This is a genomic window from Leifsonia sp. 10N434, from assembly GCF_056394405.1.
In genome coordinates, this window is the sequence record NZ_JBFTHV010000001.1 from 30,278 (window position 1) to 49,187 (window position 18,910).

Here is an 18,910-nt window from a genome sequence, read left to right on the forward strand (position 1 = left end):
GTATAGTACCCGCGTTCGCTGGGAGCCGGGATCACCGGCTCCCCCGCACGTGCTCCGCTGGTCGCTTACGGCAGCACGGCCACGCCGTAGTTGCCGAAGCGCACCGTGGCCGGGGTGCTGGTCGCACTGGCCGAGAGGTAGGCGCGCAGCCCGACGGCTCCGGATGCCTGCAAGGCCGCCGTCGCATCCGTCGTGCTCACCTGCCACGCAGCCGGCTCGGCCTGTCCCGTCGCCCACACTTTCGCCTGCAGAGTGGTCGGCGCCGTGCCGAACACCTGCACCCGCAGGGTGAGCTGCTGTCCCGCCGTGTAGGTGAGACCGGGAACGCTCACCGCCTGCAACGCGGTGCCTCCCTGCAGGAGCTGCACCTGGACGGCGCCGCTCGCCGCGAGCCACACGCGACCCTCATAGGCGGCCGTGCCGACGACCCGCCCGAGCGCCGAGACGAAGATCCCGCCGCCCGTCGGTGGTACGTCCGTGGTGAAGGTGACCGTCGTGTCCGTGCGGCTCGACGAGGCCGAACCCAGCGTCTCCGTCCTCGTGGACCCGGCCGGGGTGTTCATCTGGCCGGTTCCGGCGGCGACGGAGTAGCCGCCCGCCGCCCCGGAACCCGTCCATGCGCCGCCGACGTCGGCAGTGCCCCATCCGCCGGTGACCGCGCGCTCGAAGGCGTCGGTCGCCAACGTGTTGCCGACGTTCGGCGACACCGTCACCGACCTGGTCGTCGTGCCCTGACCGCCACGGTTGTCCGTCACCCGGAGGGTGATCGTGTACGTGCCCGCCGCCGCATACGTGTGGCCGGCCGTCACCCCCGTCGCCGTGCCGCCGTCGCCGAAGGTCCAGGCGTACGACGCCACTGTGCCGTCCGGATCACTCGAGGCGCTGCCGTTCACCGACACCGCCAGCCCATTGGGTGTGGCAGTGAACGACGCGATCGGGTTCTGGTTCGCTCCGCCGCCCGCGATCGTCACCGCGTTGCCCACGCGCGAGATCTGATTGCCGTCGGGATCGGTCACGTACAGCGTGTACGTGTGAGAGCTGCCTCCCGCCAATCCCGTGTCGAGGAAGCTCATCGCCGGGTGGTTCCAGAACGTCGAGATCTGGTTCACCTGCGAGACCGGATGCGCGGTGTCGCCATCCCGGACCAGCTTGTAGGTGAGGTTGACGTTGTCCTGGTCGAAGGTCGAGGTCCAGGTCACCCTCGCCTGACCCGCCGCCGGCGAGGTCGCGTTGGGGGTCAGGGCCGTGTTGTTGTTCGGTCCGACCCGGCTCCTGACCACGCTGTCCAGCGCGTAGCGGGTGAGGCCGTACTGGGGGATGCTGTTGACGTACGGGAACTCGCCGCCGACGGTGAGGTAGTTGCCGTTGCCGGAGATGCTCCAGGCCGCCTGGCCCTGACCGGTGTACGAACCGGTCACGTACTGCGGGTACCAGTTCAGCGGGCTCGGCGCCGGCTGGCCGGAGAAGTTCGCGTAGCTGCGGTCACCGTTGTTGGTGAGCGTTCCCGTTCGCGACTTCGAGAACGCGATCGTGTGGTGGTAGGTCCACGGGTTGGTCTGCGGGAATCCGCCGACGTTGCCGCAGTAGTGCGGGTGGCCCGCCGCATAGAGGGCGTTCCCGAGGGCCCAGACCGAGTAGGTGTCGCCGTGGCAGTCCTCCATCCAGATCAGGTTGCCGTTCGGGTCCGCCCGGAAGCTGCCCTCGAAGTTGCCACCGGAACCGAAAACGTAGCCCGAACCGTAGACGCTGTCGGCAGTGGCGACGAGGGCGGTGATACCGGCTTGGTTGCCCGCGTCGCGGATCACCGAGTTCGCACCGAACGGCAGATTGCCCCCGGTTGAGCCGTTGAGCAGCGCCAGACCGTAATGCGCCGCCCCGTTCATGTTCTTGAAGCGACCACCGGCGTAGACCTTGGTGCCGTCCGGGCTCACGGCCATGGCGTCGACCACGGTGTCCGCGCTCGCCCCCCATGAGGTGTCGAGCGAGCCATTGCCCGCATTGATTCTCGCGATGTAGCCGCGCGGCGTTCCGTTGACGCTGGAGAAGGTGCCGCCGGCGTAGAGGGCGGTGTTGGTGGCGGCGAGTGCGCGGACCTGGCTCTCCATGATGGGGCGGAAGGAGGGGATGACCTGGCCGGTGGCGGTGCTGATGGCGACGATCCGGTAGTAGGGGTTGCCGCCTGCGGTGGTGAAGTCGCCGCCGACGTAGATGCGGGATCCGTCGGGTGAGGCGGTGATCGCCAGGGCCTGCGCGTTGAGGGGGACGTTGAAGCTGGAGATCAGGTTGCCGGTGGTGACGTCGTAGGCGAGGAGGTTGCTGCGCGGGGTGGTGTTCACTCCGGCCGCGGCTCCTGCGGGGCGGGCGGTGGTGAACTTGCCGGCGACGTAGACGGTGTTGCCGACCACGACCTGCGCCCACGCGACGCCATCGATCTGCGTCGTCGGAAGCGGATCAGCGCTGACCGTGGGCGGCGACGCCGGATTGTTGGGATCCGGCGGCATGGTGTCGGCAGAGGCGGGCGCGGCGAGCGCTGCGCCGGCGACGACCAAACCGACCGCGGTGATCAGGGAGGTGAAGAAGCCGATGGCACGGCGAGTGGTGTGGGTGTTCATGAGAACCTCGGGCAGGTAACTCAGAGCGACGACATCCGCCAGGATCGATCGCCGCGCACAGAGCGGGGTGAACGCCTCCGTCTGCAATGGATCGGTTCGCCGCTCACCCCCGGGATGCCATCCATCAGCTGTGGCGGCGGCGGGCGTCGAGTTCGATGGACATGTGCCCACCAAACCTGAATTTCTCTCAACTTTGTAATCGAGCGTACCGCGATTTCGCCGCGCTGAACCTGTGAAGTCCGGGATTCGCCTAAAACAGGCCGGTCGTCCGGCCCGGATGAGCGTTGATTCGTTATCTCCGACACGCGAAGATCGAACGGTGGGGACTTCCGTGAGGGGGCGGGCCAGAAGGGTGGCCGCTATCGCCGTGATCCTCGGTGCGTGCGCGAGCGCCGGACTCTCCGGGTGCGCGCCGACCAGCCAGGTGTGCGTGAGCTGGGCCGATTTCAGCGACCCCGATGCCGCCTACCGCCAGGCCGACACGGTGGTGGTCGGTCACGTCATCGGACGCGACGGGACGATGGAGACGAGCCTCGGACCGGCCCGCGCCTACCGGTTCGCGGTCGAGCGGGCCTACAAGGGCGCCGAGGACTCGTCGACCATCCGGATCGGTTCACGCTCGGACAACTGCGACGGCGGAGGCGGGTACGCGAACGGCGACCTCCTCGCGAACGACCAGCGCGTGCTCGTCTATGCGTACAGAGACGGCGACGGCCCGGTCACGCTCACGCCGTCGCAGGGCGTGACGGATCTCCCCTCGGGCACGCCCGTGCCCTTCGGGCGATCGAGCAGTTCCGGAGAAGCGGGCGCCGGCACGATTCCCTAGTCTTGAAAGCAGCCCCACCGATGCAGCGGCAGACCCCGTAGAAAGGACACCGTCATGAGCCCCACGAACGAGTCAGCGAAGGCCAAGACGTCCAGCGCGCCGGAGACCTTCACCGCCGAGGAACGCGCGGCCATGAAGGACAGGGCGAACGAAGCGAAGACAAGCGCCCGCCGGGGAAGGGCGACCCCGGCGGACGACCTGGCCGACGTTTTCGAGAAGATCGGCGAGATGAGCGAGGACGACCGCGCCATCGCCGAGCGGATCCACGCGCTCGTCACCGAGAACGCTCCGGAACTCCGGGCGAAGCTCTGGTACGGGCAGCCCGCCTATGCCAAGGACGGCAAGGTGGTGTGCTTCTTCCAGGCCGCATCCAAGTTCAAGACGCGATACGCCACGCTCGGCTTCAACGAAACGGCGGCCCTCGACGATGGCACCCTGTGGCCCGTCGCCTTCGCCGTGAAGGGCCTGACAGCTGCAGACGAGAAGCAGATCGCTGCGCTCCTGAAGAAGGCGGTCGGCTGACCGATCGGCTGTCGAGCCGGCTGCAACGGCCGGCCCGAAGCGAAACCCCCGGTCAGACTCTGTGTCTGACCGGGGGTTTTTCGGAGCCGCCCAAGGGAATCGAACCCTTGACCTTCTCATTACGAGTGAGATGCTCTGCCGACTGAGCTAGGGCGGCGTGGTCGCTCTTCAGCGGCACACAGGAAGATAGCTTACCCGATCATCGCGACCGGTTCCGACACCGGTCAGCGCACCTGCGTTCCGAGCGCCTGCAACTGCGCGAACGAGCTGCGGAGCCGGTCGGCCAGCGGCTCGACGCCGCCGTGATCCGCCCAGCACGACCAGGCGTGACGCATGCCGGCGAACGACACGTAGGTGACCAGACGGGCCCGCTGATGCAGGGTCTCCGGGTCTTCGGCGAGCGACGGGTCGTCGTGTGCGAGGCGTCGCTGCACGATCGCGGAGAGGGCGTCTTCGAACTGGTGCATGCTCGCCATGCGCTGGGCGAACAGTTCCGGGTTGTCCTTCAACAGGGCGCGACGCAACCCGTGCAGCTCGTGCATGCTGCGGGTGTCCGTCTCGTCGGTCGAGACCCCGGTGAGCTCGACCGTGTCGATGGCGGCGATGAGCAGCTCGCTGATGCCGTCGAGGATGGGCTCGTCGGGGCCGGCGGCGATGAACCGCTCGATGCGCTCCTCCGACGGCAGCTCGGGGAGCTCGCCGATGATGGCGGACTCCTTCGACGGGAAGTAGTTGAAGAAGGTGCGCGGCGAGACGTTGGCCACGTGGCTGATCTCGTCGATGGTCACCCGGTCGAAGCCGCGCTCGCTCGCCAGTTCGAGCGCGGCCAGCTGGATGGCGCGCCGCGTCGCCAGCCTTTTGCGCTCGCGGAGACCCAGTTCTTCCTCTGCCACACTCATGCGGTAATTATTGCATTCTGTGCAAAGTTGCACCACTCACAACACGAACGAATTTCACCGTATGACGGCATTTCCGTCCGTCGTCAGCAGGTCTTGCCGTCGGCCGGCAGAGTGCCCTTGAGCAGGTAGTCGTCGACCGTGTTGTTCACGCACGAGTTCGACTTGTTGTACGCCGTGTGGCCCTCGCCCTTGTAGGTGAGCAGGTGGCCGTTCTGCAGCTCCCCCGCGAGGTTCTTCGCCCAGACGTACGGGGTCGCGGGGTCGTTGGTCGTACCCACGACCAGGATGGGCGCGGAGCCCTCGGCCGCGATCGGGCCGCGCTTGTACGTGGTCTTGTATGGCCAGTTGCCGCACCCGATGTCGCCGTAGGCCATGTACGGCCCGATGACCGGCGCAGCCTTGGCGAGTTCCGCCGCCTGCTGGCGCATCGTGGCGGGGTTGTCATCGTACGTGTAGTCGAGGCAGTTGATCGCCATGAAGGCCTCGGTCGAGTTGTCGCCGTAGGTCCCGTCGCTCTGCCGGTTGTTGTAGCCGTCGGCGAGAGTGAAGGCGTAGGAGGCGTCGCCCTTCATCACCGTGGTGAAGAGGTCGCTCAGGTACGACCACGCGGTGGCGTCGTAGAGCGGATAGATGATGGCGGTGACCAGGGTGTTAGCGCCCAGCTCGCGGCCGTCGGAGTTGCGGATCGGGCTCTGCTCCACGGAGGCGAGCAGGTCGGAGATGGTCGACATGCCCTCATCGACGGTGCCGGAGAACGGGCAGCCCTTCTGACTCAGGCAGTCGGTGAGGTAGGCCCGCAGGGCGCTCTCGAAGCCTTGCGCCTGCACCTTGGTGACGTCGAAGTTGGTCGCCGCCGGGTCGAGGGCGCCGTCGAGCACGAGCCGGCCCGTCTTGCCGGGGAAGAGGTCGGCGTAGACCGCGCCGAGGTAGGTGCCGTACGAGTACCCGAGGTAGTTGAGCTTCTTGTCGCCGAGGACGGCGCGGAGCACGTCCAGATCACGAGCGGCGCTGACCGTGTCGACGAGCTCCAGCAGCGCGCCGGTGTTCTGCTTGCAGGCGGCGCCGAAGTCGCGGGAGGTCGTGGCGTTGGCCGCGATCCAGCTGTCGGAGCCCCGGACTCCCGGGGTGATGCCGTAGAGATAGTCGTCCATCTGCTTCGCGTCGTAGCAGGTGACGGCGGTCGAGTGACCGACTCCGCGGGGGTCGAACCCGACGACGTCGAACGCGTTCTGCAGGGACGCGTCGGTGGCGTAGTCGACGGAGTCTTTGACGAAGTCGTAGCCCGAGCCACCGGGGCCGCCCGGGTTGACGAGCAGCGACCCCTGCTTGGTCCCCTTCGCCTGCTGCCGGATGAGGGCGAGCTTGACGTCGCCGGCCGACGGGTTGTTCCAGTCGAGCGGCACTTTGGCTGTCGCGCACTGCTTGCCGCTGGAGCAGGAGGTCCAGGTGAGCACTTGGTCGTAGAAGGGCTGCAGGTCGGTGGCGACCGTCTCCTTCACCGGAGTCGACGTGTGGGCCGTATCGCCGGGGAGGAACATCGAGACGCAGCCGCTGAGAGTCAACGCCGTGACCGCCGCGAAGGCGACGAGGGCGAGGCGGACAGAACGCCGGCGCGGGCTGCGCCCGGTCGGTCGGGTGGTCACTGAATGGTCCCCTTTCGCAGCGCGCCTCCGCGCAGGATGCTCGTGAGCATGGCCTCCAAAGCGAGTGCCGGGGCGACATTCCCCTCGATGCGCTCCCTGGCCGTCGCGATGGCGTCCATGGCAGCGAGCGTAGCCGCGGGAGTCGTGTGAGCGCTGAGAAGGTCGAGCCGATCGCGCAGCTCGACGTTGACGAGCTCGCTCGCACTGCCGAGCTGGATCATCATGACGTCGCGGTACAGACTCAGCAGGTCCACCATGATGCGGTCGATGCCGTCGCGCAGGCTGCGGGTGGCGCGGCGCTTCTGGTCCTCCTCGAGCTGTCGCAGCTGCGAGCGGAGAGCGGGCGGGATGGTGCCTCCCGGTTCGACGCCGAGCGAGCGCAGGGCGTGCTCGCGCTCTTCGGCGTCGCGCTCTTCTGTGATCGCCTTCGCATCGGCGCTCGCGATCTCGAGCATCGTCGCGGCGGTGCGCACGGCATCCGACACCGACCGGATGCTGAGCGCGAGCTTCAGCGTCTCGTCGCGGCGGCGCTGAGCCTCGTCGTTGGTGGCCAGGCGGTGAGCCATGCCGATGTGGCTCTGCGCGTGACGTGCGGCCCGCTCGGCGGTGACGGCGTCGACGCCGTCACGACGCTCGATCAGCGCAGCGACGTCGGACACGCTCGGCACGCGCAGGCGCACGGTGCGCACCCGGGACCGGATGGTCGGGATGAGGTCGGCGTCGCTGGGCGCGCAGAGGATCCAGACGGTGCGCTCGGGCGGCTCCTCGAGCGCCTTGAGCAGCACGTTGGAGGTGCGCTCGCTCATCCGGTCGGCGTCTTCGATGATCATCACGCGGTAGCGGCCGACCGACGGGGAGAACTGCGAGCTGGAGACGAGGGTGCGCACCTCTTCGATCGAGATGATGACGCGCTCGGTGCTCAGCACGGCGAGGTCGGGGTGTGTGCGCGCCTCGACCTGGCGCTGCGTGGCGTGGTCGCCCTCGGGGGTTCCCGGGCTGAGCAAGGCGGTGGCGAAGGCGAAGGCGAGGTTGGAGCGCCCCGACCCGGGAGGGCCGGTGATCAGCCACGAATGGGTCATCGCGTTGCCGGCGCGCGCAATATTCGGGTCGATGCTGCTGCCGCCTGCCGCTGCCGCTTTGAAGATGGCGATGGCGTCATCCTGACCCGTCAGGTCGTCCCACACTGCCATGTGATCCAGGCTAGCGTTCGCCGCGGACACTGCGTGGCTCAGCGGGACGCCGGGAGGCGGCGGCCGAGCTCGGACTGGATCTCGGCGGCGATCTCCTCGGCCGGACGCGATGCGTCGACGACGAGGAATCGCTCGGGCTCCGCGGCCGCGAGTCCCAGGTAGGCCGCGCGCACGCGTGCGTGGAAGTCCGCCTTCTCGGCCTCGAGCCGGTCGTAGCGGGTGCGGGAGGTGTCGAGCCGCGCCCGCGCGGTCGTCTCGTCGAGGTCGAGCAGAATCGTGAGATCGGGCAGCAGACCTTCTGCGGCCCAGAGCGAGAGGTCGCGGATCTGCTGGGGGTCGAGCACGCGGCCGGCACCCTGGTAGGCGACAGACGAGTCGAGGTACCGGTCTTGCAGCACGACCTCACCGCGAGCCAGCGCCGGACGCACCAGCGTCTCGATGTGGTGCGCGCGATCGGCGGCGTAGAGGAGCGCCTCGGCCCGGGGTGAGATGTCGCCGCGGTGGTGCAGCACGATCTCGCGGATCTCGACGCCCGCATCCGTACCGCCCGGCTCGCGGGTGCGCACCACCGTGCGACCCTGCTCGGTCAGCCATTTCTCGAGAAGCGCCGCCTGCGTCGATTTGCCCGACCCGTCGCCGCCCTCCAGCGTGATGAACAGCCCCCGCTGCCCGACGGCTGGGCCGGCTGGGCCCGCTGCGCCCGGGGTCTCGCTCGCGCTCACTCGGCCGACGGTTTCGCGGCCGGACGCTTGGCCGTCGTCGTCTTGGCCGTCGTCGTCTTGGCCGTGGTCGCCTTGGCCGTCGTCGTCTTGGCGGCTGTCGTCTTCGCGGCGGTCGTCTTGGCGGCGGTCGTCTTGGCGGCGGTCGTCTTCGCGGCCGGCTTCTTGGCCGGAGCCTTCTTGGCGGGCGCCTTCTTGGCCGGAGCCTTCTTGACCGGACCCTTCGCGCGCTTGTCGGCGAGGAGCTGCACGGCTCTGGCGAAGTCGACCTCGTCGACGGTCTCGCCGCGCGGAATCGTCGCGTTCGTCTCGCCGTCGGTCACGTACGGCCCGAACCGACCGTCTTTGACCCGGATCGGCTTGCCGCTGACGGGGTCGGCGTCGAACTCCTTGAGCGCACTCGACGCACGGCGTGCGCCGTACTTCGGCTGAGCGAACAGGTCGAGGGCGCCGGCGAGATCGATGCCGAAGATGTCGTCTTCGCTCGGGAGGGAACGCGTGTCGGCACCCTTCTTGAGGTAGGGACCGTACCGGCCGTTCTGCGCCTGGATCTCTTCGCCGCTCTCCGGGTCGGCACCGACGGTGCGCGGGAGGTCGAGCAGCTGCAGCGCGGTGCCCAGGTCGAGCGAACCGAGGTCCATCGACTTGAACAGGGATGCGGTGCGCGGCTTGACGGCGGCGGCCTTCTTCTTGGCCGGCGCCTTCTTGGCCGGCGAGTCGACGACTTCGCCGGTGGCCTGGTCGACCGTGGCGCTGTCCGTCTCGGGCTCCTCGGGGTCGAGCTCGGTCACATACGGTCCGAAGCGACCGTCTTTGGCGACGATGTTCTTGCCGTTCGCCGGGTTGACGCCGAGTACGCGGTCGGTCTGGACCGGAGCCTCGATGAGTTCGCGTGCCTTGGCCGCGGTCAGCTCGTCGGGAGCCAGCTCCGGCGGGATGTTGACCCGTCGGGGGGTGGCGCCCTCCGGGGCGTCTTCGTCGGGCACTTCCAGGTAGGGACCGTACTTGCCGATGCGGAGTGTGATGCCGTCGTCGATGGTGATCGAGTTGATCGAACGGGCGTCGATCTCGCCGAGGTTGTCGATGACCCGGCGCAGGCCCTTGTGCTTGTCGCTGCCGAAGTAGAAGCTGTTCAGCCAGTCGATGCGCTCGGCCTCGCCATCGGCGATCCGGTCGAGATCGTCTTCCATCTCGGCGGTGAAGTCGTACTGGACGAGGTCGCCGAAGTAGTCCTCGAGCAGACGCACGACAGAGAACGCGACCCAGCTCGGCACCAGTGCTTGACCGCGGGGGGTCACATAGCCGCGGTCGACGATGGTCGAGATGATGCTCGCGAACGTCGACGGGCGCCCGACCCCCAGCTCTTCGAGGGTCTTCACGAGGCTCGCCTCGGTGTAGCGCGGAGGAGGCGTGGTCTCGTGACCGTCTGCTTCGACCTCGCGCACGTCGAGCGACTGACCGGGCTCGAGCGGCGGCAGCTTCGCCTCGCTGGGCTCGGCCGAGGCGTTGCGCTCCTCGTCTTTGCTCTCTTCGTAGGCGTTGAGGAACCCGCGGAAGGTGATGACGGTGCCGCTGGCGGTGAACTCCGCGATCGTTCCGTTGCTCGGACCCTCGGTGATGGCCGCCTCGACGGTCACCGACGCGGTCTGACCTTTGGCGTCCGCCATCTGCGATGCGACGGTGCGCTTCCAGATCAGGTCGTAGAGCCGGAACTCGTTGCCGTGAAGCGATGACGAGAGCTCGGACGGCGTGCGGAACGTCTCGCCCGACGGACGGATGGCCTCGTGCGCCTCCTGGGCGTTCTTGCTCTTCGAGGCGTAGGTGCGCGGCTTGTCCGGCACCGTCTCGGCACCGTAGAGCTTCGCGGCCTGCGTGCGTGCCGCGTTGGTCGCCTGCTGCGAAAGCGACGCAGAGTCGGTACGCATATAAGTGATGTACCCGTTCTCGTAGAGAGACTGGGCGACGCTCATCGTCTGACGTGCGGAGAAGCGGAGCTTACGTGCCGCCTCCTGCTGGAGCGTGGACGTGGTGAAGGGAGCAGCCGGGCGCCGGGAGTAGGGCTTGGACTCGACCTTGCCCACCGTCACGACGGTGCTGTCGGAGCGGATGGCCGCGGCGAGCGCGCCGGCCGCTTCCTCGTCGAGGGTGCGGGCGGACGATGTGAGCTGTCCCCGGTCGTCGAAATCACGACCGGTGGCGACACGCTCCCCCGACAAACGGGCGAGCCTGGCCTCGAAACCGGATGAGGCGTCCCCTGTCGACGCATCGGCCTCGGGAGCGAACCGCGCGGTCAGGCCCCAGTAGCCGGCCGGCACGAAGGCGAGACGCTCGCGTTCGCGGTCGACCACGAGTCGGGTGGCGGCTGACTGGACGCGGCCGGCGGAGAGCCCGGGGCCCACCTTGCGCCAGAGGACGGGCGAGACCTCGTAGCCGTAGAGCCGGTCGAGGATGCGCCGGGTCTCCTGGGCGTCGACGAGAGCGGTGTCGATCTCGCGGGTGTTGTCGCGGGCCTTTTCGATAGCCTCGCGGGTGATTTCGTGGAAGACCATGCGCTTGACGGGGACCTTGGGCTTGAGCACCTCGATCAGGTGCCACGCGATGGCCTCGCCTTCGCGGTCTTCATCAGTGGCCAGGAGGAGTTCGTCGGCGTTCTTGAGCGCGCGCTTGAGGTCGGCGACCGTCTTCTTCTTCTGGTCGGACACAACGTAGTAGGGCTCGAAGTCGTTCTCGACGTCGACGGAGAACTTTCCGAGCGAGCCCTTTTTGAGCTCGGGCGGTAGGTTCTTGGGCTCGATGAGGTCGCGGATGTGTCCGACCGAGGCCATGACCTCGTACCCATCGCCCAGATACTGGGCGATCGATTTCACCTTGTTCGGAGACTCGACGATGACGAGTTTCTTCGTGTCGGGCACCTGACTCCTCTTATATGTACGCACTGCAGTTAAACAGTTAGACGTCTGTAAGCGCGCTCCCCCTGGCGCCGCACCCCTGCGGCGAGCGTGGGCTCCACGCCCAACAGGCACACCATACACACCTGAGCCGCTTGTCTGCCTAATCGATCCGTACTCGTTCGCCCAGGGCACAGCGCTTGCTATCGGCGGCAGCCCGAGGAAAATGAGGTTCATGGCTATCACTTCAACGACGACGTATACCGCCAAACTCACCGACGGCCCTCTCGAGGGCACCACGATCAGCACCGAATTCCTCGACTCCGGCGACCCCCGTCCCCGCCTCGAGATTTCCGCGGCTTCCGGTTCGAAGCACTACCTCTATGTACGGTCGTCCAGCATCGAGTTCGCCTCCGACGACGCCCTCGACGACCGGCCGAGCGCGGTCGAGTACCGCTACCTCGAGGCGGTCTTCGACTGATCCGAGGGTGAGTCACCCGACCAGGACAAGGACCACGACACCGACTCCCACCACGACCCCGACCGATCACCCCGACCCCGGCGGGCCGGCTCTCGCTCGAGCCTCGGCGCTGAGGCCGAGGTAGGGAACGGACGCCGTCACCGTGACGACGAGTCCATCGAGATCGCACGAGACGAGCGACGCACCGTTGGCCTCCGCGACCGTCGCCGCTTGCGTGCACGGATAACCGGGAACGGCGCCGGAGGCGATGTCGGCGGCCGCGAGCGCGGCGGTGTCGGCCGCGCCCGCTGCCCGTTGACCGGCGACGAAGGCTCCGGCGACGGCGACCCCGCCAGCGGTCAGGCCAACGAGAGCGCCGATGATCCCGACGGCGAGCACCGACGCCGACCCGTTCTCCGACGCCGGACCGTGCTCCGATGCAGGACCGCGCTCCGACACCCCACCGCGCTCCGACCCCGCGACGCCGGCCGCGCTCCGCACAGCCCGACGACCCACACTCATTCCGCGGCCGTATCGTCGAGGGCGCACGCCCGCGCCGAGGCTGCAGAGCCCAAGGGTCCGAGACCTGCCACAGCCGAAGCCGCCGTCAGTCGCACGCAGACCATGCCTCCGGCCCGCTCCGTCTCGAGGGTCGCGTCGGCGCGGGCGATGACGCCGCTCGCGTCGTCGCCGCGACCCAGCATGCGCGCCGCCACTGCTGCGGCGTCGGCAAGGCGCACCTGCTGCCCTCCCGCCTGCACGGCTGCCACGCACAGTGCGAGGCAGACGATGACCGCGGGCATCGCCACGGCGAATTCCGCGGTGACGCTTCCGCGCTCCGACGACGCCTCAGCCGGCGGCCGACAGCGCACGCTTGACCAAATCGGTCAGGATGCCGCGCACCTCGTCGCCACGCAGAAGAACGACGAGCAGTCCGGCGAACCCGACGGCCGCCATCGTCGCGACCGCATACTCGGCGGTCGCGGAGCCGCGCTCGTCCTGAAGCAGGGCGCGCCAACCGGTCTCCGCGCTCGGCGACGGCCGGAAGGCGTCCCTCGCGCACGGTGGGACGGCGGTGTCTCTGGTGGCTGGTGATCTCATGGTTCTCCCCCTGGTTTCGCGTTCGCGGTTCGCACCGCCGATGAATCAATCGTGGCCCGCTCCCCCTCGGGCGCCCCTGCTCCCGAGGGATCTGTGGACGCAGGCTCACATCGCACCGACTGTGGAGGACACGATGCTGAGCACCATGGGCGCGACCCCGATGAGCATGAAGCTCGGCAGCACGCAGACGCCGAGCGGCAGCATCAGCCGCACCCCGAGGGCCGCCGCCACCTGCATCCCGTCGACCCGCGCATCGCGGCGTGCCTGCTGGGCCGAGCTGCGGAGCAGGTCCACGGCGGGCGCGCCCGCCCGCTCTGCCAGCGCGAGCGTGTCATTCAGCCCGCTCGAGTCGCCGGCGGGCACCTCGTACCGCGCGAACCCCTCTCGGACGAGCGCGATCGCGCGGGCGACCGAGACGCCACCGCTCAGAGCGACGGCCACCAGGTCGAGATCGCACCCGGGAGCCTCGCCGGTCGGCAGCGCACGGCGACGGAGGGCTCGGGTCCAGAAGCGTCCGGCGAGGGCGAGACTTCCTCCTGCGATGAGCAGACCCCACCCGATCGGACCGCCGAGAAGGGCTCCGATCACATCGACTCCCATGAGCACGCCGAGCGCGAGGCCGAGCAGCGGGAGCCAGCCCACGAGCCGCGCCGTCGCAAGCGGGCCGGCGAGCCCGAGGGCGATCTCCCGCTCGGTCTCCGCGCGATCCCGCGCCGTGGCAGCGAGCTGACGGAGGCTCGGCGCCAGCGAAGCTCCCGCCGCGTCGGCCACGAACCAGGCCGCTCCGACCGTCCGCCAGGGCAGCATGGACTCGTCTGCCATCCCCGGACTGGTCGGCGCGCTTCGTCGCCTGCGGGACGGTGACCCCCGCGGCATCGGCATCGCCATCGCCGTCGTAACACGCTCCGAACGCGCCCCGAGGATGCGCGTGAGGGCATCGACGGGCCGCACGCCCGCCGCGATCGTGCGAGCGATCGCCGAGACGGTCGCGTTGTGCGTGAACTCCCCCACGTACTGCCACGCGGACTCGGGTGCGACGCCCGCCTCGAGCAGGGTCGCGAGCCGATCGACCGTCGTGGCCACCTCGTCGGAGCTGCGTCCCGGGCGCACTCCTCGGCGACGCTCAGGCGCCACGGTCGACGATCCCCAGGCGGCCCTCGCGCTCGACCACGAACTGCGCAAAACCGGCGACACGGCGCAGCGCACCGACACGTTCGAGGTGCACCACCAGCCCGACGGCGCTCACCGCCTGGCGCACGAGGGCACGTTCCCCCATTCCCGCCATCGCCCCCAGCGCCTCGAGCCGCGCCGGAACGTCCGCGAGGGAGTTCGCGTGCAGCGTTCCAGCGCCGCCGTCGTGGCCCGTGTTGAGGGCGCCGAGCAGATCCTGCACCTCAGCGCCCCGGCACTCGCCCAGGATCAGACGGTCGGGGCGCATCCGGAGCGCTTCGCGCACCAGTCGCCGCAGGTCGACGCCACCGGCGCCCTCGAGATTCGGCTGCCGCGTCTGCAGGCCGACGACGTGCGGATGATCGATGCGGAGTTATATGTAGGTAGCCACACGTTCGGAGGGACATGGGTCACAGGCAAATTGCTGGCTTGTCCCTCACGATTATTCTGGAGCTGTGAGGAACGATGGGACTGATGAGTCGATATGAGGTAAGGCGCGCCATCCTGCCATCGTCAGGTCGCCGAATTAAGGTTGTCGTAGATTCCGAAACGTTGTCCCCGGTACCGGAGGTTCGGGACTTCGCCCTTCACTTGAGTGGCGCTGGCCGAGCCGACAACACCATTGACTCGTACATCCCGAAGATCGCAACGTTCCTCAACTGGACCGTTGAAACTCCAATGTGTGAATGGCGGTCGATTACGATGCCGCAGCTCGCGAGATTCAAGTGGTTTTTGGAGGCACCAGCGCCAACACGCAGCACCAGTTTCCCGTCGCTGCGATCGAGGTCGGCGCGCACGGTCAACGTCTATTTGACCTCCGTCGTCGAGTTCCTGCGCTACTGCGCCCGCATGGAGCTAATTGACCAATCGATAGTGGATCGACTGGTAGAGCCCAGGTTCCTCGCATATTTGCCCGCAAGCTTCGACGCGGGCGAAAGCGGTCAATACCGATATCGACGGGTGAGCGAGCTTCGGGCGAGAGAACTCTTGTCGCCGCCTCGCACGCTTACGGCGGGCCAACCTCAAGCGGCGGCGGCTGCGACGTTGAATGCGAGGGATCGCTTCTTGATCGACCTCCTCTTTGCGACCGGAATGAGAATTGGTGAAGCTCTAGGCCTTCGTCGCTCCGATATGCACTTTCTGCCTTCGTCGACTGCCCTTGGGTGCGAGCTGCCTGGTCCACATGTGCACGTAATTCGTCGAATCGACAATCCGAATGGTGCGGTTGCAAAGTCCAGACGAGAACGCCACATTCCAGTGAACGCTGACCTTGTGCTCAGTTATCGGGACTATCAGATTGAGCGGAGTAGCGCTGTCGGGGACTTTGGATCGGACCACGTCTTTGTGAATCTTTACAAGGGTGTCATCGGGGCGCCCTACACATACAGCGCCGCAACCAGTTTGATTCGAGCACTGCGCAAGCGCGCAGACATCCCAAATCTTCACCCTCACTTGTTCCGACACACCCGTGCCACGATGTGGATCGAGCAAGGTTCAGAGCGGGATGTCGTCCAGCAGCTACTTGGTCATGCGGTCGCTGAGTCGACCGCTATCTATATGCATCCATCACCGCGTCGTCTCCGCGAGGCCGTCGAGCGGGGCCTTCTGGGGAGAGCCGAATGAGCGTTCACGCACGGGCCGCTAGAAAGCAGTCAACGCCGTCTATACAACCAACTCGCGCAGACTGGCTAACGTTCCTCCGAGACCAACTTGATGAGACCTGGCGCCCCGGCGAGTGGCATCCCGAGCATTGGTGTTTCCTTGGCGACCCCACGGACCCCCGCACGCGGATTTACACCTGCAAGTCAAAGGGCTGTCCGTTGTTCACCGATACGCGCGGTGGCCCCTGCCAGAGCTGCCGGGCGGTTCTTCGGAAGAACGGCGGTGACCAGGAGGCGTTGGAGCGCAAGCTCGCCAAGCGCCACAAAGATGCGGTGCGAACTGGCGCGCCCCAAGCCCAGTGCTTGGTGGAGCGGGGAGACCTACGATGCGAGCGTTCAGTAATCTCCCACGGGCTTTGCGGAGCGCACAACACCCTGTGGCTTGATTCATACGAGCCTCGCGGCATCACGCGCGTTGCTTATTTGGAGGCCAAAATCGCTAAGCCTCTGCCAGCCATCGGCCCATGCCTCGTCGGCGCCTGCGAAAGAGAGCGCCATAGCCAACGAACATTGCTGTGCGGCACACATCGAAATCGATACGTGAAAACGCTTGAGCAACTAGCCCCAGGAGCGCAAAGGCCGTCGGAAGCGGAAGCGGCAACAACGATGCCGCCGGTGCTCTCCCTCGCGGATTTCTCCCTCATATCCATGCCGGAGCAGCTCCGACTGGAATTTCTCGTGGCCATCCAGGCAGAAGACCGGGCAGGATACGCACTCGACCCGATGGTGATAAAGGCCTCCGTCACTTCCCTTACTGCGGCCGGACCTTCGTTCCTGAGCGAGGGTTTCCTAAGTCGACTAATGAGCAATGCGAGACCTGCGCGTTCAATTCGAACTGCGTTTCAAAACCGCGCTGTCACCGCCATTCGAAACCTGCATGCCGCCTTCGACGGCGGGGACCCCACCGCTGGTGATCTGTGGGACAGCTACCTGGTCGGACTCAAGACGGAAAATGAGCGCAGCGGGCGTGCTGACGAGAGAAATGGGACAAAGTACCTCGTCCAACGCGGCCCTCTTGACTTCACCCCGATCCGTCAGCAGTGGCTGCGCGAATTGGTGAAAGCATGGGCGCGGGAAACAACGCCTACCACGCAAGCCGTAGGCTGCGCCATCCGTGCGTTTGCAGTTATGAGCGACGTCCTTTCGATGAGACAGGGCGGGGATGATGCTTCAACCGCTGGTGCGCGCGACATCCAGAAGACCGTCGAACGCCTGAATCGGCTGGCGAAAAGTGATGGAGAGCCGTACTCCGGCGTTACTAGGTCCAAATATCTGACAGCGATTCGACGCGCCCTCCACTACCTGCATGGCACAGAACATCTGGGGAGCGTTTCGCCGCGGTTTGTTGTAACGCCGGAGCATCGGATCAATGGTCGCGCGGCGATGCGAACAGAGGACTCTGGTCGAGCGCTTCCCAATCGCGTAGTCGACGCACTCCATCGCGGTATTGGATCGCTTCCCGCAGGAAGGGCTCAGGCTGGCAGTCTGATATCCGCGGAAACGTTGCTGATGATGCATCAGACTGCCCTTCGTGTCCTCATAGACACGGGACGACGACCTAACGAAGTTTGCTCCTTGTCTGCAGGGTGCGTCACCGCGCACCCTAGCGGGCACGACAATCCGGGAGGCGTGGAGTACACGCTCACGTACGACAACACGAAGGCGGGACGCCTGGGGCGCGTGCTGCCGATCGGCGTAGATACCGCAATGGCGATCCGCAAATGGGACAAACATCGAAGGAGCCTCGGATTGCCTGAGTCGTACGCGAGGTGGCTATTCCCCTCACCGTCTGTTGGACGTGCTGACGCCGGACAGCATCTAACAACCTCGGGCTTGGACCGCGCGCTCGATCGTCTTGTAGCCAGCGTGCCCGGTCTTGAGACGGACATTCCCGATCGGACTTCGGGTGGCTACGTGCAATTCGAAGGACCGATCATTGCGTACTCGTTCCGCCACTCCTACGCTCAACGGCACGCAGACAGCGGAGTTCCATTGGACACCCTTCAAGAGCTGATGGACCATCTCTCGCCAGAAACTACTGCGGTCTACTATCGCGTAAGTGCCAAGCGTAAACGCGAAGCGGTCAACAAACTGGCTGCGTCTGCCATAGATCACCACGGCAACCCTGCGCCGTTCGCTTCGGGAGCCGCTTACGAAATTGCACAGGTTCCCGTCCCATTCGGTGGTTGCACCGACCCAGCGAATGTCAAAGCGGGCGGTGGAGCTTGCCCCATCAGATTTCAATGTGCGGGGTGCAGCCTTTACCGACCGGATCCGTCGTATCTGCCGGCCATTGAGGAGCATCTAGTCAGCCTGCGGGGCACCCTTCTTATGGTGGAGATCGCCGGCACCGCCGCGCCGTGGGTCTTGCAGCACCAGCGAGACGAGATTGCCAGCTTCGAGCAGATTCTTGCTGGGCTGAAGCAGCGGGTTGCGTCTATGGACGATACAGCGCGCGAGGCGCTAGCCGACGCTTCTGTAGCGATGAGGCGCTTACGCGCTTCAAGGCCCCTCATTCCCTTGACCGTACGGACACCCGATGCAACCTGATAAAAGCGATTCGCGAGCTGCACGCGTCGAGCGACTTCTAACGTCCCGCAGGGACGTTTCGGCAGACAAACGCCGACGCGCAATTACAGCGTGTGAGCGGCTCCTTCATGCTGGCACGCCAATCACCGCGGCCCGAGTCGCCCGAGATGCAGGCGTGTCGACGTGGCTCATGTATAACGCCCTCGATGTCAGACAGGCGCTAGACGAGGCGAGGGAGACGCAACGACGCGAGGGCTTCGTTGCTCAACGCAGCCCCGTCCGGTCTTCAGTCTCGCCGGATTCGCTTCGCACGGACGTCGCGCTGGCACGGGAAGAGAACGGTCGACTGAAGGCGGAACTCGCGCGCCTTCAGCGTCGCTTCGAACAGCAACTCGGCGTGGAGCTCGAAAGCGCGTCCATCCCAGAGATGATGGAACGCATTCGTGAAGTTGAGATCCTTAACAGCAAGCTAAGTCGCCAGGTGACCACCCGCGACGAACAAATCATCCACCTAGAAGCGCGCACGCGCGACCTAGAAAACGAAGTCGAAGCTAAGACTGAAGCTCTCCGAGCGATGATGTTCGCTCGGAACACTGGGTCGAACTAGCCCGGGCTTCTCGTATCGAGATCCAGGCGGCTTCGAAACAGGTGGCGCGACTGGCACTGACCGGGTGGTCGGAGAAGATGCAC

Annotated in this window: 16 protein-coding genes, 1 tRNA gene and 1 pseudogene; 6 read left to right on the forward strand and 12 right to left on the reverse strand. The window is 66.6% G+C overall.

Annotation, left to right across the window (positions count from 1 at the left end; genetic code table 11):
• Nucleotides 1–65: 65 nt before the first annotated feature.
• Nucleotides 66–2,612 (reverse strand): PKD domain-containing protein, encoded by a 2,547-nt coding sequence (locus tag AC1DB1_RS00155; protein WP_477199336.1) that lies wholly within the window; start codon nt 2,610–2,612, stop codon nt 66–68.
• A gap of 430 nt (nt 2,613–3,042) precedes the next feature.
• On the opposite strand from AC1DB1_RS00155, the gene AC1DB1_RS00160 reads away from it, so the two are divergent.
• Nucleotides 3,043–3,438, forward strand: a complete 396-nt coding sequence (locus tag AC1DB1_RS00160) for a hypothetical protein (protein ID WP_477199337.1) — start codon at nt 3,043–3,045, stop codon at nt 3,436–3,438.
• Between the two features lie 54 nt (nt 3,439–3,492).
• Entirely contained in the window at nt 3,493–3,960 is a 468-nt protein-coding gene (locus AC1DB1_RS00165) for an iron chaperone (RefSeq protein ID WP_477199338.1), read from the forward strand.
• 84 nt (nt 3,961–4,044) lie between these two features.
• Here AC1DB1_RS00165 and AC1DB1_RS00170 read toward each other — a convergent pair.
• The 6 genes from AC1DB1_RS00170 to topA form a co-directional block, all read right to left on the reverse strand.
• Nucleotides 4,045–4,117 (reverse strand) — tRNA-Thr (locus AC1DB1_RS00170).
• Between the two features lie 67 nt (nt 4,118–4,184).
• Nucleotides 4,185–4,859 carry a TetR family transcriptional regulator gene (locus tag AC1DB1_RS00175; protein ID WP_271177418.1) on the reverse strand — a complete coding sequence of 225 codons (675 nt, stop codon included), beginning with the start codon at nt 4,857–4,859 and terminating at the stop codon, nt 4,185–4,187.
• Between the two features lie 83 nt (nt 4,860–4,942).
• Nucleotides 4,943–6,502: an alpha/beta hydrolase gene (locus AC1DB1_RS00180; protein ID WP_477199339.1), complete on the reverse strand. Its 1,560-nt coding sequence runs from the start codon at nt 6,500–6,502 to the stop codon at nt 4,943–4,945.
• Nucleotides 6,499–7,692 (reverse strand): DNA polymerase III subunit delta', encoded by a 1,194-nt coding sequence (locus tag AC1DB1_RS00185; RefSeq protein ID WP_477199340.1) that lies wholly within the window; start codon nt 7,690–7,692, stop codon nt 6,499–6,501. The genes AC1DB1_RS00180 and AC1DB1_RS00185 overlap by 4 nt, the downstream gene beginning before the upstream one ends.
• Before the next feature lie 38 nt (nt 7,693–7,730).
• Nucleotides 7,731–8,414: a dTMP kinase gene (gene tmk / locus AC1DB1_RS00190; RefSeq protein WP_477199341.1), complete on the reverse strand. Its 684-nt coding sequence runs from the start codon at nt 8,412–8,414 to the stop codon at nt 7,731–7,733.
• Nucleotides 8,411–11,323, reverse strand: coding sequence for a type I DNA topoisomerase (gene topA, locus AC1DB1_RS00195; RefSeq protein ID WP_477199342.1), 2,913 nt, complete (start codon nt 11,321–11,323; stop codon nt 8,411–8,413). The genes tmk and topA overlap by 4 nt, the downstream gene beginning before the upstream one ends.
• Nucleotides 11,324–11,534: 211 nt before the next feature.
• On the opposite strand from topA, the gene AC1DB1_RS00200 reads away from it, so the two are divergent.
• Entirely contained in the window at nt 11,535–11,780 is a 246-nt protein-coding gene (locus AC1DB1_RS00200) for a hypothetical protein (RefSeq protein ID WP_271177423.1), read from the forward strand.
• A gap of 66 nt (nt 11,781–11,846) precedes the next feature.
• On the opposite strand, the gene AC1DB1_RS00205 is transcribed toward AC1DB1_RS00200, so the two are convergent.
• From AC1DB1_RS00205 to AC1DB1_RS00225, 5 genes and pseudogenes are all read right to left on the reverse strand, one after another.
• A complete protein-coding gene (locus AC1DB1_RS00205) occupies nt 11,847–12,281 on the reverse strand; it encodes an Rv3654c family TadE-like protein (protein WP_477199343.1) in 435 nt (144 codons plus the stop codon).
• Nucleotides 12,278–12,568, reverse strand: coding sequence for a hypothetical protein (locus AC1DB1_RS00210; protein ID WP_477199344.1), 291 nt, complete (start codon nt 12,566–12,568; stop codon nt 12,278–12,280). Before AC1DB1_RS00210 ends, AC1DB1_RS00205 begins: the two co-directional genes overlap by 4 nt.
• Nucleotides 12,569–12,608: 40 nt before the next feature.
• On the reverse strand, nt 12,609–12,860 hold the full coding sequence (locus tag AC1DB1_RS00215) for a DUF4244 domain-containing protein (protein ID WP_477199345.1): 252 nt from the start codon (nt 12,858–12,860) through the stop codon (nt 12,609–12,611).
• A 105-nt stretch (nt 12,861–12,965) separates the two neighbouring features.
• Nucleotides 12,966–13,994 (reverse strand): hypothetical protein, encoded by a 1,029-nt coding sequence (locus AC1DB1_RS00220; RefSeq protein WP_477199346.1) that lies wholly within the window; start codon nt 13,992–13,994, stop codon nt 12,966–12,968.
• Nucleotides 13,984–14,403 (reverse strand): annotated as a pseudogene (locus AC1DB1_RS00225) (ATPase, T2SS/T4P/T4SS family); the annotation flags it as partial. The gene AC1DB1_RS00220 and the pseudogene AC1DB1_RS00225, both read right to left, overlap by 11 nt.
• A gap of 476 nt (nt 14,404–14,879) precedes the next feature.
• On the opposite strand from AC1DB1_RS00225, the gene AC1DB1_RS00230 reads away from it, so the two are divergent.
• From AC1DB1_RS00230 to AC1DB1_RS00240, 3 genes are all read left to right on the forward strand, one after another.
• Nucleotides 14,880–15,653 carry a tyrosine-type recombinase/integrase gene (locus AC1DB1_RS00230; RefSeq protein WP_477200060.1) on the forward strand — a complete coding sequence of 258 codons (774 nt, stop codon included), beginning with the start codon at nt 14,880–14,882 and terminating at the stop codon, nt 15,651–15,653.
• Between the two features lie 578 nt (nt 15,654–16,231).
• Entirely contained in the window at nt 16,232–18,241 is a 2,010-nt protein-coding gene (locus tag AC1DB1_RS00235; protein WP_477199347.1) for a tyrosine-type recombinase/integrase, read from the forward strand.
• On the forward strand, nt 18,231–18,827 hold the full coding sequence (locus tag AC1DB1_RS00240; protein WP_477199348.1) for a DUF6262 family protein: 597 nt from the start codon (nt 18,231–18,233) through the stop codon (nt 18,825–18,827). The genes AC1DB1_RS00235 and AC1DB1_RS00240 overlap by 11 nt, the downstream gene beginning before the upstream one ends.
• Nucleotides 18,828–18,910: the final 83 nt, after the last annotated feature.

What these genes read in the sequence shown, in the direction of transcription:
- AC1DB1_RS00155 (WP_477199336.1), bottom strand. Translation starts at nt 2,612, where the DNA reads ATGAACACCCACACCACTCGCCGTGCCATCGGCTTCTTCACCTCCCTG.
- AC1DB1_RS00165 (WP_477199338.1), top strand. Translation starts at nt 3,493, where the DNA reads ATGAGCCCCACGAACGAGTCAGCGAAGGCCAAGACGTCCAGCGCGCCG.
- AC1DB1_RS00175 (WP_271177418.1), bottom strand. Translation starts at nt 4,859, where the DNA reads ATGAGTGTGGCAGAGGAAGAACTGGGTCTCCGCGAGCGCAAAAGGCTG.
- AC1DB1_RS00185 (WP_477199340.1), bottom strand. Translation starts at nt 7,692, where the DNA reads ATGGCAGTGTGGGACGACCTGACGGGTCAGGATGACGCCATCGCCATC.
- AC1DB1_RS00200 (WP_271177423.1), top strand. Translation starts at nt 11,535, where the DNA reads ATGGCTATCACTTCAACGACGACGTATACCGCCAAACTCACCGACGGC.
- AC1DB1_RS00205 (WP_477199343.1), bottom strand. Translation starts at nt 12,281, where the DNA reads ATGAGTGTGGGTCGTCGGGCTGTGCGGAGCGCGGCCGGCGTCGCGGGG.
- AC1DB1_RS00215 (WP_477199345.1), bottom strand. Translation starts at nt 12,860, where the DNA reads ATGAGATCACCAGCCACCAGAGACACCGCCGTCCCACCGTGCGCGAGG.
- AC1DB1_RS00230 (WP_477200060.1), top strand. Translation starts at nt 14,880, where the DNA reads ATGGAGCTAATTGACCAATCGATAGTGGATCGACTGGTAGAGCCCAGG.
- AC1DB1_RS00240 (WP_477199348.1), top strand. Translation starts at nt 18,231, where the DNA reads ATGCAACCTGATAAAAGCGATTCGCGAGCTGCACGCGTCGAGCGACTT.